Below are 16743 nucleotides of genomic sequence, written 5' to 3'. Positions count from 1 at the left end.
GCCCACACGTCGGTGCGGAACTAAATATGATTAGACAGATGCGTTACACCCTCCTGCTTATTTTTCTGCTGTTGGCGGTGCGTCCCCTTGCGGCGCAGACCGACAGTCGCCATCGTTTTCACTTCACCGAGCCGGCATGTGTGTGGGAAGAACAGTTGCCTTTGGGCAACGGACGCATCGGGCTGATGTCCGACGGGCGTCCGACGGACGAGACCATCACGCTGAACGAAATCTCCATGTGGTCCGGCTCTCCCCAAGAGACGGCTAACCCTGTCGCCCGCGAATCCCTCCCCGAGATACGTCGGCTCCTCTTCGCCGGCGAATATCGGAAGGCTGAGCAACTCGTCTATCAGACCTTTGTCTGTGGCGGTGCAGGGAGCAATCACGGACAAGGAGCCAACGCTCCCTACGGAGCTTACCAGCTCTTCGGCCGTTTGCATCTCAAGCATCGCGGCATATCGCCCGAGGTCACGGACTACGTTCGTTCGCTCGATATTGACAGCGCTACGGCTGAGACCCGCTTCCGCTCCGGAGGGGTGCTCTATACGCGTCGCTACTATACTTCCTTCGCCGATGATGTGGCCGTCGTCGAGCTGACGGCCTCACGCAACGGAACCTTGTCTTTCGACATGGAGTGGAGCCGACCAGAGAATGCCCGTTACTATGCCGATTCGATCGCAGGGGTCGTTATTGAAGGCGCATTGCCCGATGGTCAAGGTGGTGCAGGCGTCCGTTACCGCGGTGAAGCCCGCATTTTTCTGCCCGATGGTGGCTCCGTCACGTGTCGCGATGCGGCTGTGGAGCTACGCGGTGCCACTCGTGCCTACATCATCATTGCTCTCGCCACGTCCTTCGGCGGAAATGATGAACAGGAGACCGTCCGACACCTCATGCACGATGCTGTCACCCATCGCCCCTTGGCGGAGCTGTGGAGAGCACATACGACAGCCTTCGACAAACAATTCGGGCAGTCTGCCACCATTCGTCTCGGCACGCATCCCAACGAACAGCTCCCGATCCCCGAGCGTCTCCGTCTCTTCCACCAGAACGGGGATGACTTCGCCCTCCCTGCTCTCTATTATAAGTATGGTCTCTACCTGCTTGCCTCTTCGACGCGCGTCGGAGGCTTGCCGCCCAATCTGCAGGGCCTCTGGGCACATCAGACACAGACGCCGTGGAACGGAGACTATCATCTGAACATTAATCTCCAGATGAATTACTGGCCGGCCGAGTCGGGCAACCTTTCCCATCTGCACACTACGCTTGCGGACTGGACGCTTGCGCAGGTCGAAAGCGGGCGACGCACCGCGCGTGACTTCTACGGTGCAGACGGATGGGTGACGCACATCCTCGGCAATGTGTGGCAGTTCACCGCCCCGGGGGAACACCCCTCGTGGGGAGCAACGAATACCTCCGCAGCATGGCTTTGTCAGCATCTCTATCGTCATTACCTCTACAGCCAAGATACCACATACCTGCGCAGCGTATATCCCGCCATGCGGGAGGCAGCACGTTTCTTTGCCGACGTACTCGTGACTGATCCTCGCTCTTCATGGCTCGTCACCGCACCAACGACGTCTCCCGAGAATGCCTACATCAGTCCGAGCGGGGATGTCGTGCACGTTGCCGCAGGCTCTACAATGGATAACCAGATCATCCGCGAGCTTTTCGACAACACACTGAGCACAGCTCGTACCTTGTCGGTGACGGATGCCCTTCTCGGCACCTTGGCAGTGAAGCGACACCTGCTGATGCCCACCACCATAGCAGCCGATGGCCGTATCATGGAGTGGTTGGAGCCATACGAGGAAGTCGAACCGCATCACCGACATGTGTCGCACCTCTATGCCCTCTACCCTGGTAATCAAATCAGCACGGAGCACACTCCCGACCTTGCCACTGCAGCCCGCAAAACATTAGAGGTGCGTGGCGATGATGGCACCAGTTGGTCGATGGCGTGGAAGATATGCTTCTGGGCACGGTTGGGTGATGGGGATCGAGCGTGGAGCCTCCTGAGTCGTCTGCTCCGTCCCGCCACAGTACGGGGCATGAGCTACGAAGGCTATGGAAGCGGGACGCTGCCGAATCTCTTCAGCGCACATCCACCGTTTCAGATCGACGGCAATTTGGGAGGTGCTGCAGGCATCATGGAAATGCTCGTGCAGAGCGAAGCGGGGCATGTTGAGTTGCTTCCCGCCCTGCCGTCCGATTGGAGCGCATCGGGAAGCGTTTCTCATGCCAAAGTAGTTGGCAACGCCTTGATAAGCTTCACATGGAAGGAAGGGAGAATAACGGACTTCACCCTCCGTGCCTCTGCGCCCTACCGACATAAACTCTTGGCTCGTCGCGGTCTCGATTCCCTCAACTTCCATGTCATGGGCACAGGCTCCGCCAATCGCGAGGGCGACTATTGGGTGTTCGATCTTCATTTCGGCGACGTGATCAGAGCCATCGACAGCAGCAGAATACCATAAAATTAATTTTCATAAGTTTGTTCCTGTAAATACACAAACCTATTTTTAACTAAACACATTTGATATGAAGACATGGACAACCTCCCTTCTGCTCGCAGCAGCCACCTTCGGTAGCCTGCAGGGTGTGGCGCAACAGCCCGCTCAACTCTCTGAGCGCGACTACGATCTCACTGAGTACTTCGAACTGACCTCAGCTCTGGACGTCGGTCAGCAAGTGAAGCTATACTTCAAGGGGTCGAATGTATGGATCGATCTCAACAACAACCAACAGTTCGACGAGGGAGAACAAGCACTCGTCAATACTGTTAATTACAATATGTACACGCTCGGTAGCCAAACGATCCGTGTATATGGCAATGTCGAGGAATTTCTCTGTCGCGAATCATGCCTTACAGCTGTAGATTTTACGCATTTCCCCCGCATCAAGGCTTTGGGTGTGAGCAAGAACGAATTGACAGAGATTGACATCACGAAGAACGTCGAATTGGATTATTTCGAATGCAATTCAAATAAACTGACGGAGTTGGATGTGACAGGACTGAATAAACTGACACTAATTTCCTGCCAAGACAACCAAATCTCCAAGTTGGATATCAGCAATAAGCCCGTACTCTACTACCTCTCCGTTGCCAAAAACAAAATTAAGGAAGCCGAGATGGAAGACATCGTGGTTAATCTGCCGCAGAAGACCAAGATAGATAAGGGCTACCTCTACGTGGCTGTTCTCTCTCCGAGCGAAGGCAACATCATGACTCCCGATCAAGTAGCACGAGCAAAGGCCAAAGAATGGGATGTAGAAGCATGGAGTGGCACTGCATGGGTCGATTTTGAAGGAACGGAAACCTCGTTGGAAAACATTCTACAAGCAGCTCCACGCCTAACGGCTTATTATAACGAAGGAGTTCTGCATCTCTCCCATCTGAATGTAGGGCAGAAGATCATGCTCTACACTTTTGATGGTCGTCTTGTTTTCGAAGTCGATGCTACCGATGAAACGCTCTCCATCCCCTGTAGCCTTCGTATCGGTTACTATCTGATCACGAATGGAGTAGGACACATAGCTAAGCTCTTTGTCGCAGAATAAGAGACAAGCCCCTTACAAAAGAAGAAGTCCTGTCCGACTCAGCCCAAGAGCGAGTCAGACAGGACTTTCATTTGGATAGCCCAATACCGACTTAATTACAACAAGGCATCCAATTCTTTCTTGAAGGCGTCCTTTGACTGAGCACCAACGAGTTTCTTCACCACTTCGCCGTTCTTGATAAACAGAACCGTGGGGATGTTACGTACAGCGTACTTCATCGGAAGTTCACTGTTGGCGTCTACGTCCACCTTACCAATGATTGCACGTCCTTCATATTCCACGGCGAGTTCGTCAATGATGGGGCCTACCATGCGGCAGGGACCACACCAAGTAGCCCAAAAATCTACTACCATCGGCTTGCCTTCTGCTACCAAGCCGTCAAATGTTGCATCTGTAATCTGCAGTGCCATAATTCTTTGTTTTTGTTAGTTATTATTCTATTTCTAAAGATTCTTCTATTCAAGTGCGAAGTTAATCTCATTTGCAGTAAGATAATGCACGAACGGCATCGAAACGTTTATCTGTGTCTTGTGAAGGACAAGCTCCACTTCCACTTTCTCCGTATGATCGTACGCTTTGATAAATAACATTGTCTTCCCCGGATTGTTTGCCACTTCCTCATGGAACGACTCTATCAAGTCCTTATCAATCTTTGAGACCGGCAGGAAGATAGTCATCTTCTTGATGAGGGTGTCTGCCACATTGGGAAGGAGTTCGATGGAGTTCACTGACAATTCCACTTCCTCCGGTCGCCACTTATGCGGCTGCACAGTGGCACGTACAAGCAGATAGAGCCCCTCCTTGCAAAAGTTACCGAAGTTCACATGAGCCTGACCGAAAAGCGGTATCTCTCCCGTACCGGAGAGGTCTTCGAGTGTGATTTTGGAATAGGGATTATTTTGTCGAGATATTCCTTGGAAAGCCTTGGTCACGACACCTGCCATAACAAGGTTTCGTCCCTGAAGAGCATTCAGATCGGCCAGATCAGCAGCCTGCGCATTGCAATAATGATCCAGAATGACCTGATACTGCGCCATCGGATTGGAACTGAGATAGAGCCCCACTAGTTCTCGTTCTTTGTTTAGTCGCTCCAGATCATTCCACGGTTCCGCGGGTGAGGGTTGCGGGCGGGGGATCATCAAATCAGCATCTTCTCCGAATAGCGAATTACTCTGGCTGTGGCGTTCTTCCTGCATGACCATGCCGTAACGCATGAGAGCTTGGATGTACGACTCCTCTTTACCTGCAAGCGATGGTGCCATATATTCTTCTCTCGAGAGCCCAAAGCTGTCAAAAGCTCCTGCCAACGCCAAACTCTCCATCGTCTTGCGGTTACAAGCCGATAGATTTACACGCTCCACAAAGTCGAATATGTCTTTATACATGCCATTGGCATGACGCTCTGCGATAATCTGCTCCACTGCTCCAGACCCAACCCCCTTGACGGCACTGAGGCCGAAACGAATGTCGCCGTTGGCATTTACGGAGAACTTCATCTCTGACTCGTTCACGTCGGGAACCAATACGCCTATCTTCATGGCCTTACATTCGTCCATGAGTTTGGTTATTTCAGTGATGTTGCTGAGATTACGACTGAGTGCCCCCGCCATATATTCAGCCGGATAATTGGCTTTGAGGTAGGCCGTTTGATAGGCTACCCAACTATAACAAGTGGCGTGACTCTTATTGAAAGCATAGCTGGCAAACTTCTCCCAGTCTGACCAAATCTTCTCCAATATGACTTGTGGATGTCCGTTGGCACTTCCGCCCTCAAGAAATTGTACCTTCAAGACGTTCATCTTCTCAATCAGTTTCTTTCCCATCGCCTTACGGAGCTCGTCGCTCTGCCCTCGAGTGAAGCCTGCCAGTTTGCGGCTCAGGAGCATGACCTGCTCTTGATACACCGTGACGCCGTAGGTCTCACGGAGGTATTCTTCCATCTCCGGCAAGTCGTACACAATAGGTTCTCGTCCGTGCTTACGTGCAACGAAAGAAGGAATGTAGTCCATAGGTCCCGGGCGATAGAGGGCATTCATCGCTATCAAATCCTCAAAGGTCGAAGGCTCCAGCTCGCGGAGATACTTCTGCATACCACCCGATTCAAACTGGAAGGTGCCGACAGTGCGCCCCTCGCTATAGAGCTTATAGGTGGCAGGGTCGTCAAGCGGTATCTTGTCGATGTCAATGTTGATGCCGTGGCGCAGCCTGATATTCTCGATAGCCTCCTTGATGATAGAAAGCGTTTTGAGACCGAGGAAGTCCATCTTGATGAGTCCCGTCTGCTCAATGACCGAACCTTCGTACTGTGTGACGAGGAGTTCCTCCTTTGTGTCTTTGTCCGGTGCAGTACTTACAGGAACAATGTCACTAATATCCGTCTTCCCGATAATGATGCCACAGGCATGAACACCTGTGTTACGCACATTACCTTCGAGCATTTGGGCATATTTGAGGGTGTCGCGCAGTACCTCGTTGGGACTGAGGGATGCCTGTTTGAGCTCGGGTACAAATTCGATGGCCTTCTTTAGATTGACCTTTTTCTCCCCCGGGATTTTGTCCGGCACCAACTTGGCAAGCCGATTACTCTCCGACAAAGGCAGTCGCTGCACACGAGCCACATCCTTGATCGAACTCTTGGTCGCCATCGTGCCGTAGGTGATGATGTGTGCCACGCGCTCCTTGCCGTACTTCTCCGTCACCCAGCGAAGCACTTCGGCACGCCCGTCATCATCGAAGTCCACATCAATATCAGGCATGGAGATGCGATCGGGATTGAGGAAACGCTCGAAAAGCAATTGATACTTGATAGGGTCAATGTCGGTAATCCCCAGACAGTAGGCCACGGCCGAGCCGGCAGCCGATCCACGTCCCGGTCCCACCGACACGCCCATTCTGCGTGCTGCTGCAATAAAGTCTTGTACAATAAGGAAGTACCCGGGGAAGCCCATCCCGCGAATGGTGTCCAATTCAAAGTCGATTCGCTCGCGCACCTCTTCTGTCAGCCCGTCGCCATACTTACGTTTGGCTCCCTCATAGGTAAGGTGGCGCAAGTATTCGTCATCGTCTTTAAAGTCGGGCGGGATGGGAAAATCGGGCATCAGTGCCTTATTGTCGATGCTGTAGAACTCCACCTTGTTGAGGATTTCCAATGTATTGACAAGTGTCTCGGGCAAGTCCTCGAAAATAGCATTCATCTCCTCCGTTGTCTTCAACCACTCCTGCTTCGTATAGCGCATACGATTGGGGTCGTCCAAGTCCTTGCCCGTACTCAGACAGATCAGACGGTCGTGCGCCTCGGCATCTTCTTCGTTGCAGAAGTGTACGTCGTTGGTGGCGATTACCTTCACGCCCAATTTCTTCCCAAGCTCTAAGATTACGCGATTGACGCGTTGTTGTTGGGGGAATACATCTTGATTCGCAAGTGGATTGTGCGTTTCGTGTCGTTGGATCTCCAGATAATAGTCCTCGCCGAAAAGCTCCTTGAACCATCGGATCGACTCCTCTGCCTTGCCGATCTCGCCTGCCATGATATGCTGGGGGATCTCTCCGCCGAGACAGGCCGAAGAAACAATAATCCCCTCATGGTACTTCTCCAACAGTTCGCGGTCGATACGCGGTCGATAGTACTGGCCCTCGGTCCAAGAATAACTGACCATCTTGATCAGATTCTTATAGCCCTGTAAGTTCTTAGCCAAGAGAATCAGATGCCAGCCGCTGGCATCTATCGAACGTTTCGGGTGATATGGGTCGGGCATCTGACTATCCTTGTCGAAGCGTGTACGGCGAGCGCAATAAGCCTCGCAGCCGAGGATGGGTTTGAAGAGCGAACGCTTCGTGTCCTCTATCTTCTGCTGGAGCTTGGCGATGCGTTCACGCTCTTCGTCATTCAGGAGTTCGGCACTTTTGGAATCGTTCAGCTCGTCCAACTCCCGACGACAGTCCTTGAGGGTGGCCATGTGAGCACTATTTTTCTTCTCCACATAGTTGAAGAATTCTTTGATGCCGAACATCGCTCCGTGGTCCGTGAGCGCAATGCCCGGCATACCATCGGTTATAGCCTTGTCTACGAGATTATTGATAGCAGCCTGCCCGTCAAGAAGGGAGAACTGAGAGTGCACGTGCAGGTGTACGAAAGGTTCCATCTGTGTTGTTTTTCTTTCGAGCAAAAGTACTCATAAAAAGCCTAATCTTCCAGTCTGTTGCATCTGCTTTTGGGAAGAGCTTTCTGCTGCAAATAATGATACAAATCCGCTCTTTTGACAAAGGGAAAATGTCCTCAGCATTCCCGCCGATCGGTGAAGTATGGTGTGAGAAGCAAAAGGGTGCACGGCCGATCGACCGTGCACCCTTCATTTATCACAGAGTAAGCACCTGTTGTGGGCCTATAAGCCTCCTCCGATGGATCCTTCTGCACCACTGCTATGGCCGCCGGACGTGCCGCCGCCTCCCTGCTCAGGCGGTGTAACCGACGGAGTTGCCGGTTTAGTCTTATCCACGCCATATTCGCTGAACTTCAGATCCGGCACGATGAGGGTACAATCTCGTTCGCGAGTGACCGTATTTCTACGATACTCGGCGACGAAATGGACGCGCACCGAATTGAATTGGGAGGACTTTACGTCTTCCTTCTTCTCTACGCCGTTACCGCTTGCGTTCGCGATGAGTCGGAAGGTCCCTACGCCGTCGAGCTTGACGCGTTTACCCGAGGCAAGCTCTTGGCGCATGACTACGCCCAGATCGCGCAAGACGCCAAAGACGTCGCCTCGGCTGGCTCCGGAAAGTTCTGAGATTTGTTCTGCAATGTGCAGCGTAGAAGCTGTGCTGCCGTTGATCACTGTCTGTGGATACCACAGTTTTTTGCCACTTGCTTTGTCAGCAATGCTGGACTGTCTTCTTTTGAAGAATAACATAAGAAATAGAGTAATTAAAAATTAAATAATAAGGGAATTGCTATCCCATTAGTTCAATAATAGCAAGGTGGAGATTTCGATCGGCGCCTTAGTCTCATCTCTGACTTGCGACGGCAAAGATAAGGCCGAAAAAAACAACCGTCCAAATTTTTTGGCAGAAATTTATCAACAACGAAGGCGGCCACATAAATGAATGAAAGTTTACAAAATGGTGCGTTGTTTTTTGTCTTTTGAGTGTGGCTGAATCACAGTTGATTTTGGTGCCGAATAATAGGATCGACAACCTTTTGGCGCGTATAATTGCAATCTTTTCGTTCGATAGGGTAGTCTTCTTGATGGTATGTATTGCTGTGTGTTAGGCCGCTTTGTGTTAATTTATGAAACCGCGACCGAATATTTGTTCTTGGCAGAAAACTTATCAACACCGAATGCAAGATTGGAGCCATTCTAAATAAGGGCTCTTTGAGAAGTCGGTCAGTGGGCAAAAAAACGATTGACGATGTCGATTGGATGGTTTCCAATCGAGTTTTCGATATTAAGATGATGCTCTTTATAATTATTGGATGCAATCTTTATAAATATCGTTTCTGATAATTATAATAATCATTTGTGAACTTTATAAAGATTGGATGTCAACTTTATAAAGTTAGCAAGCTCCGAAAGGCTGTTTCGTGCCGCCAAAAATGGAAAGTCCCCATTGCGTTCATACGCGAACACAAATGGGGACTTTTCGTTTTTGACTATCAGGATCCGACTTTATTGCATGCTATTGGGTATTTGTTCTAATGTCGTTTTTGCACACATAGCTCCCACACAGCCGATACTGCACAGTATAGACAGAGGGGAAAAGGATGGGGAAACGAGGCAAGCCACGCAAGCTACAGGTAAATCTCTATGGGTCATCATTGCTGCTGTTCACTATATGGGTTGATATTGTCGGACGGTGATCTCTGATATTCAGGTATTTACTCTCTATGGCACCTCCTTTCGGCATGCAAATGTAACGAAAAGGAAGCACAGCCCGTCATTTGCCGAGAAGCAGCATTTACAGGTGTGTCAGGTTATGCTTTGGCGCGGTTTTTGTAGTTATTACAGTGTACATTTGTGGCGACAAAGCAGCCGTCAGGCTTGCAAACGCATCTAAGTCGCTGATTATAAGAAAAATAAAAAAGATAAAACTATCATAATGGAGACCGAAAAAAACTATCAGGAGCCGCAAGAGTGCCCGCAGCAGGAGATCACAACCGAAGATGAACTGACAAAGAGTCAGTGCGCTGACGTGGAAGAGCCGACCGCAACGACAGAGGACGACAAGGTGGCAGACCCCGTGGAGGTGCTCACCGCGCAGCTGGCGGCACTGAACGACTCGCATCTGCGCCTGATGGCAGAGTATGACAACTACCGCAAGCGTACGCTCAAGGAAAAGAGCGACCTCATCCGCAACGGTGGCGAGAAGGTGCTCACCGAGCTGCTGCCCGTCATTGACGACTTCGAAAGAGCACTCGAAAATATAACAGATACAAGCGATGCTGCTGCCGTAAAGGAGGGCGTGGAGCTGATCTACACCAAATTCATGGACTACCTGCAAAGACAGGGAGTGCGACGCATCGAGACTGCGGAGCAGCCGTTCGATGCCGATCTTTGTGAGGCGATAGCTGTGATACCGGCTCCCACCGAAGCACAGAAGGGCATGATAGTGGACTGCGTGAAGTCGGGATATACACTCAACGAGAAGGTAATACGCCATGCGCACGTGGTCGTAGGCGAGTAACCGAGTAACGAGGAAGAGACCATGGCAGAAAAGAGAGATTATTACGAGGTACTCGGCGTCTCCAAAGGAGCTACTGACGAGGAACTCAAGAAAGCATATAGGAAGAAAGCCATCCAGTACCATCCGGACAAGAATCCTGGAGACAAGGAGGCGGAAGAGCACTTCAAAGAGGTGGCTGAGGCCTACGATGTCCTCAGCGACCCGCAGAAGAGAAGTCGCTACGATCAGTTCGGTCATGCCGGCTTAGGCGGTGCCGCAGGAGGCGGCTTCGGTGGCGCGGGTATGTCGATGGAGGACATCTTCAGTCGTTTCGGTGACCTATTCGGTGGCAGTTTCGGAGGCTTTGGCGGCTTCGGTGACATGGGAGGCGGCAGCCGCAAGCGTGTACGCCGCGGCTCAGACCTACGTGTGCGAGTGAAACTCACCCTCTCGGATATCTACAAGGGGGTAGAGAAGAAGGTGAAAGTGAAGAAGCAAGTCGTCTGCCACCGATGTAACGGCGACGGGACAGAGGATGCCAACGGCAAGAGTACCTGTCAGACCTGCCACGGCACGGGTGTGGTCACTCGTGTGAACAATACGATCTTCGGAGCCATGCAGACGCAGAGCACCTGCCCCACCTGCCACGGCGAAGGAGAGATTATCACGAAACCTTGCTCGCATTGTAAGGGCGAAGGGATAGAGATCGGTGAAGAGGTGATCTCGTTCCACATTCCGGCAGGGGTGGCCGAAGGAATGCAAATGTCGGTGAACGGCAGAGGCAACGCTGCCCCTCGCGGCGGCATCAATGGCGACCTCATCGTTCTCATAGCGGAAGAGCCGGACGCCAATCTGATCCGAAACGGCAACGACCTCATTTACAACCTCCTCATATCGGTACCGCTTGCTATCAAGGGGGGCAGTGTGGAGGTGCCGACCATTGACGGAAGGGCCAAAATAAAGATCGAGCCGGGAACGCAGCCTGGCAAAGTGCTCCGTCTGCGGAATAAGGGTCTGCCGAGCGTGAACGGCTACGGAACGGGCGATCAGTTGGTAAATGTGAACATCTACATCCCCGAGTCCACGGACGACAAGGATGCAGAGACGCTGACGGCGATGGAGCATTCGGACAGCTTCAAGCCTACCGATGCAGCCCGTAAGGAGATCGACAAGAAATACAGAGAAATGCTGGACTAAAACAGAGTCCGTAACTCCACAGAAACGACTAACGACAGAGGCAATGGAAAATGAATTTTTGCAGATAGAAGAGGACATCGTCCGCATGTTGCGCACGGTGTACGACCCCGAGATTCCCGTCAACGTATATGACTTGGGACTCATCTACAACGTGGATGTGGCTGCCGAAGGCCTGGTCACCGTAACGATGACCCTGACAGCACCTAACTGCCCTGCCGCAGACTTCATAATAGAGGACGTGCGCATGAAGGTGGAGAGCGTCAAAGGGGTGAAAACGGTGAAGATAGACCTCACGTTCGAGCCTGAATGGAACAGGAATATGATGAGTGAGGAGGCAATGCTGGAGCTGGGCTTCCTCTGATTACAGATCCTCCCACTACTAAAAATTTGCCGCCCATGCGCACGAAGACTTACTTCACCAGCGACGCTCATCTCGGCTCCCGCCACCATGCCGATCCACATGCCGTGGAGAGGCGTCTGGCTGATTGGCTGGAGAGCATTCGCCACGAAGCGAAAGCCATCTACTTCATGGGCGACATCTTCGACTACTGGTTCGAGTATAAGCATGTGGTTCCCCGCGGATTCACACGTTTCCTCGGCAAAGTGGCCGAGTTGAGCGATGCGGGTGTAGAGATACACTTCTTCGCCGGCAATCACGACGTTTGGCTCACGGACTACCTGCAGCAGGAACTGGGCGCACAAGTACATATGCACGGCATCACGGTCGAGATCGACGGCAAGGTGTTCCGTCTGGCTCATGGTGACGAGGAGTATCGAGCGGTGAAACCCACCTATGACTGGATGTATCGCCTCTTTCGCAACCCGCTGGCACGTCTGTTATATGCTGCCGTGCACCCGCGATGGACGGTGGGCCTGGCGTATGCAATCTCCCTGAGAAGCCGACGCAACGGAGAGAAATCCAAGACAGAGGGGCATATTCCGCATGCCTACAGCAACGACTACTTCGACATCGAAAATGAGTGGCTCATACGCTTTGCCAAAGAACACAGTACCCAACATCCGGAGATTGACTATTATATATTTGGTCACAGGCACTTACTTGTAGATCTGGCTTTGCGAGCCAATAAGCGTGTGATCATTCTTGGCGATTGGATCCGCTACGATTCGTTCGCCGTTTGGGATGGTACGCAGCTCTCTCTGGAGACGCTGGCGGAGTAACACACAACCGGACGACGCAGCGAGCGACATCGCTGCCCGACTTATCACTCTTCCCATCATCCGAAGTTGCAGGATAGTGGCAGAAAGTGTCCATTATCCCGTCATCGTTCTGCACGTTCGGGCCAAAACTGTGCTACATTTGGTTCGAATTACTACATTTGTACCGCATAAGGCAACTTATAGGCTAATGGGAAAACTATTACAAAATAAATTGGCTCAATACACCGAGCCTCAGAAGGCACAGGCCGCGGGTATTTATCCCTACTTCAGAAAGATCGAAAGCGATCAGGATACTGAAGTCATCATTGATGGGCGGAAGGTGCTCATGTTCGGCTCGAACGCCTATCTGGGATTGACCAACCACCCGAAAGTAATGGAGGCTGCCATCGAGGCAACAAAGAAGTATGGTACAGGATGTGCCGGCTCTCGTTTCCTCAATGGTACACTGGATATCCACTTGGAGCTGGAGAAAAGATTGGCCGAGTTCGTGGGCAAGGAGGATGCGATCAGCTTCTCCACCGGTTTTCAAGTCAATCTCGGTGTCGTATCCTGTATTACGGGACGCGAAGACTATATCATTTGGGATGAGTTGGATCATGCCTCCATCATCGAAGGCACGCGCCTCTCATTCAGCACCAAGCTGAAATACAAGCACAACGATATGGCGTCGTTGGAGAAGCGCCTGCAGCAATGTGATCCGGACAAGGTCAAGCTGATCGTTGTGGACGGCGTCTTCAGTATGGAGGGGGACGTTTGTAACCTGCCCGAAATCGTACGCTTGGCTAAGAAATATAACGCCAATGTAATGGTGGACGAAGCGCACGGTATCGGCGTGATGGGTGACCACGGTCGAGGCGTATGTAACCACTTTGGGCTGACGAAGGATGTCGATCTCATCATGGGTACCTTCAGTAAGTCCTTCGCCTCTCTTGGCGGATTCATCGCCGGCGACAAGAGCATCATCAACTACCTGCGCCACCATGCTCGCTCCTATATCTTCAGTGCCAGCTGTACGCCGGCATCTACTGCAGCTGCCTCTGCTGCTCTGGACATTATGCTGTCCGAGCCGGAGCGCTTGGCTCGTCTGTGGGAGCTGACGCACTACTCTCTGGATGCGTTCAGAAAATTAGGCTTTGAGATCGGGCACACCTCTACGCCCATTATCCCGCTCTATATCCGTAACAATGAGAAGACATTCCAGATCACGCGAGACGCTTTCGAAGAAGGTGTTTTCGTGAATCCGGTCGTTTCTCCCGCCGTGGCTCCGTCCGACACGCTCATCCGCTTCTCGCTGATGGCGACACATACGAAAGAGCAGTTGGATTTCGCTATCGAAAAGCTGCACAAAGTCTTCAAACAAAACGGTCTCCTCTGATGAGATCTCATGTGACAATAATGTCAGACAGCTGACTGACCAAGTTCTCTCTGAATCTTATATAGATGCAGTTATCTCCAACTATTTTCCGAAAAACGATATCATCAAGAAAACTCATTTATGCGCTATGGAGCCTTGCTGCTTTGGTTGTTGCGATAACCAAAGCAGCACCGCATAGGCATAACAATTACATTATATTTCGATCCTCTTTCTATCATTTTAGTTCTTTCCAGCCTCTTTATTTAAGCTATCCGTCCGAACATCATGACCGTTTCCTTTATGGTCCTGTTTTCCCGATTCTCTTTGCCCCGTTTGCTCTTCTGCCCGACTTCATAGGGATGTTTTTATGGCTCTGCCTATCTGTTGCGGGATGTCTTTGGGCTGTTAGGATGCTGCCTACGACGGAGAAAAAGAAGATTACCATTTTATGGATTGCTTTTTTGGATCTGTACACAGCCCTATGTATGCAACAGCTGAATGTCCTCATCGGAGCATGCATCCTTCTTAGTTTTATTATGGTGGAGAAAAAACGAGAATGGGCTGCAGCTCTTTTTATTGCTTTGGGGACACTAACTAAAATATATGGCATCGTAGGCTTAGTTTTTTTCCCTTTTGCAGCAAAGAAAGGACGTTATCTCGCTTGGCTTTTCCTTTGGTTTGGCATCATAGGATTCCTGCCGATATTATTGGGCGGAGGCAGTTATGTGTTCGAACAGTATTCAAGTTGGATCGACTGTCTTGGGGGCAAGAATACAGAGAATTTTTTCTCCTTGTCACAGAATGTTTCTCTTCTGGGCATCGTGCGAAAGGTTTCTGGAAGCACAGAATACTCCGACCTCTTACTATTACTCCCCGGAATTGTCCTTTTTGCGCTACCATTTATTCGATTCAGACAATACCGGTCTACTACTTTTCGGATGAATATCCTTGCGTCCACGCTACTCTTCACCATCCTATTCAGTACCGGTAGCGAATCAAGCACTTATATTATTGCATTGTTAGGCGTTGGTATATGGTTCGCACATCCGGCCAGAGGCAAAGTCAATTGGCTTGACATTGCACTCCTTGTCGGGACGCTCCTTCTCTCATCCCTGTCTCCTACAGATCTTTTCCCCGCGGCAATTCGAAAGAACGTGATTCAACCATTTGCAATGAAAGCGCTATTCCCCAGTTTTATTTGGATAAAAATTTGCATTGATCTGCTGCGGACTAATTTTGTTTCGACCGAAACAAACACACAGAGAACCCAAACCAATGACTCAAATTGATATCGTATTACCGGCTTACAATCCCTATCAAGGGTGGGAGGAGGAGGCAATCTCTCACTTATCTGCGTTATCTGCAGCTCTGCCGGAGATCACTCTTCGTGTTTTTATTGTACCTGATGGCAGTAAAACGGGACACTCCTCTGACGTTCGTTCGCGTTGGTCATCGTCTCAATGGCCAGTCTTCTATTGTGACTATTCAGCGAATCAGGGAAAAGGATATGCCGTTCGGTATGGAGTAAAACAAACAGATGCTCCATTCGTGATCTATACAGATTATGATTTCCCTTTCACGTTGGATTCTTACAAGCAGGTGATAAAATCGCTTCTTGATGGAGCAGACGTCGTTATTGCACATAGAGAGTCAGCTTCGTATGGGAGAAGGATTCGTTTCAAGAGAGAGATTCTTTCTGAGATTTCCCACTTTGTAAATACATTTTTGTCTCTGCCAACCACAGATACACAAGGCGGGCTCAAAGGCTTTTCCCAAGTAGGCAAATCAATTTTTCTGCGAACAGAGATAAAACGCTTTTTATTCGATACAGAATTTATCTGCTTGGCAAGGAGAAAGAAAGTACGGATCGATGTCGTCCACGGAGCTATCCGTCCGAACATCATTCTGTCTGCGATGAAAGCGAAAACAATCTTTCGCGAAATATACAGTTTACCCAGGTTGATAAGGGCAAGATGGTTCTCTTAAGCTTCGACATCGAGGAATTTGATGTGCCTGTAGAACAAGGCTATCAAAGCTTTCCGATAGACCAACAGTTGGAAATCAGTCTTCGTGGGACCGAAGCAATCCTGAACATCCTGAGAAAAAAAGGTGTTCGGGCAACATTCTTCAGCACAGTTACTTTTTGGGAGTCTCTCCCGAAAGACTTACGCAATAGAATTTGCACTGATGGTCATGAATTGGCTTCGCATGGAGTATTTCATTCGGATTTCAAGGTCGAACATCTTTTAGAATCTCGTCAGAGGCTTAATGCCTTGTGGGATGGAGCCGAAGTGCGAGGATTTCGAATGCCTCGGATGATGCCCATATCGGCGCTTGAGATCGCTCAAGCGGGTTATGCGTACAATTCGTCCCTTAATCCAACGTTTATCCCCGGCCGATACAACCACTTCTTTGCACCAAGACTCCCTTTCTCCGATGAATATGGGGTATACCAATTGCCAAGCTCTGTTACCCCATTGTTACGCTTCCCGCTCTTCTGGCTTTCTCTCCATCATCTCCCACTTAATCTATACATCAAGATGATCAAACGAACGATAGCACATGACGATTATTTAAATCTTTATTTTCATCCGTGGGAGTTTGCCGAGATCAATAAGTTGCCCAACTGCAAACTAAGCTATACTGTTACACATCGTAGTGGAGAAGAAATGTGTCACCGATTGGAGCGTATAATCGATGCTCTACTTTTGTCCCATCACACATTTGGCACAGCCTCTGACTACATCTCTTCCCTAAGTGATTGATGCCGAAGGGTTATATTCAATCATTTATAT

General features: G+C 50.4%; 13 protein-coding genes. 10 read left to right on the top strand and 3 right to left on the bottom strand.

Annotated elements, in window-relative coordinates; genetic code table 11:
- Positions 1–26: 26 nt before the first annotated feature.
- On the top strand, positions 27–2474 hold the full coding sequence (locus C7382_RS03825; protein ID WP_116678996.1) for a glycoside hydrolase family 95 protein: 2448 nt from the start codon (positions 27–29) through the stop codon (positions 2472–2474).
- Between the two features lie 64 nt (positions 2475–2538).
- Positions 2539–3558 carry a leucine-rich repeat domain-containing protein gene (locus tag C7382_RS03820; protein WP_116678995.1) on the top strand — a complete coding sequence of 340 codons (1020 nt, stop codon included), beginning with the start codon at positions 2539–2541 and terminating at the stop codon, positions 3556–3558.
- Positions 3559–3653: 95 nt separating this feature from the next.
- On the opposite strand, the gene trxA is transcribed toward C7382_RS03820, so the two are convergent.
- From trxA to C7382_RS03805, 3 genes are all read right to left on the bottom strand, one after another.
- Positions 3654–3968, bottom strand: a complete 315-nt coding sequence (gene trxA / locus C7382_RS03815) for a thioredoxin (protein ID WP_116678994.1) — start codon at positions 3966–3968, stop codon at positions 3654–3656.
- A gap of 45 nt (positions 3969–4013) precedes the next feature.
- Entirely contained in the window at positions 4014–7700 is a 3687-nt protein-coding gene (gene dnaE, locus C7382_RS03810; protein WP_116678993.1) for a DNA polymerase III subunit alpha, read from the bottom strand.
- Between the two features lie 240 nt (positions 7701–7940).
- Positions 7941–8468 carry an HU family DNA-binding protein gene (locus C7382_RS03805; protein ID WP_116678992.1) on the bottom strand — a complete coding sequence of 176 codons (528 nt, stop codon included), beginning with the start codon at positions 8466–8468 and terminating at the stop codon, positions 7941–7943.
- A 1186-nt stretch (positions 8469–9654) separates the two neighbouring features.
- Here C7382_RS03805 and C7382_RS03800 point away from each other — a divergent pair.
- From C7382_RS03800 to C7382_RS03765, 8 genes are all read left to right on the top strand, one after another.
- A complete protein-coding gene (locus C7382_RS03800) occupies positions 9655–10239 on the top strand; it encodes a nucleotide exchange factor GrpE (protein WP_116678991.1) in 585 nt (194 codons plus the stop codon).
- Between the two features lie 21 nt (positions 10240–10260).
- Positions 10261–11415, top strand: coding sequence for a molecular chaperone DnaJ (dnaJ, locus tag C7382_RS03795; protein WP_116678990.1), 1155 nt, complete (start codon positions 10261–10263; stop codon positions 11413–11415).
- Positions 11416–11458: 43 nt separating this feature from the next.
- Entirely contained in the window at positions 11459–11776 is a 318-nt protein-coding gene (locus C7382_RS03790) for a metal-sulfur cluster assembly factor (protein ID WP_116678989.1), read from the top strand.
- A gap of 35 nt (positions 11777–11811) precedes the next feature.
- Complete coding sequence (locus C7382_RS03785) at positions 11812–12594, top strand: UDP-2,3-diacylglucosamine diphosphatase (RefSeq protein WP_116678988.1); 783 nt, start codon at positions 11812–11814, stop codon at positions 12592–12594.
- A 187-nt stretch (positions 12595–12781) separates the two neighbouring features.
- Positions 12782–13969: a serine palmitoyltransferase gene (spt, locus tag C7382_RS03780; RefSeq protein ID WP_116678987.1), complete on the top strand. Its 1188-nt coding sequence runs from the start codon at positions 12782–12784 to the stop codon at positions 13967–13969.
- A gap of 65 nt (positions 13970–14034) precedes the next feature.
- Positions 14035–15237: a glycosyltransferase family 87 protein gene (locus C7382_RS03775; RefSeq protein ID WP_116678986.1), complete on the top strand. Its 1203-nt coding sequence runs from the start codon at positions 14035–14037 to the stop codon at positions 15235–15237.
- On the top strand, positions 15224–15934 hold the full coding sequence (locus tag C7382_RS03770; RefSeq protein ID WP_116678985.1) for a glycosyltransferase: 711 nt from the start codon (positions 15224–15226) through the stop codon (positions 15932–15934). The genes C7382_RS03775 and C7382_RS03770 overlap by 14 nt, the downstream gene beginning before the upstream one ends.
- The gene (locus tag C7382_RS03765; protein WP_116678984.1) at positions 15922–16713 is read left to right on the top strand and encodes a polysaccharide deacetylase family protein; all 792 of its coding nucleotides are present in this window, start codon (positions 15922–15924) and stop codon (positions 16711–16713) included. Before C7382_RS03770 ends, C7382_RS03765 begins: the two co-directional genes overlap by 13 nt.
- Positions 16714–16743: the final 30 nt, after the last annotated feature.

The sequence above is a fragment of the Porphyromonas loveana genome (assembly GCF_003096695.1).
GTDB classification, from domain to species: Bacteria; Bacteroidota; Bacteroidia; order Bacteroidales; family Porphyromonadaceae; genus Porphyromonas; species Porphyromonas loveana.
Note: the sequence above shows the minus strand (reverse complement) of the source record. Positions and strands in the feature narration are given on the sequence as shown.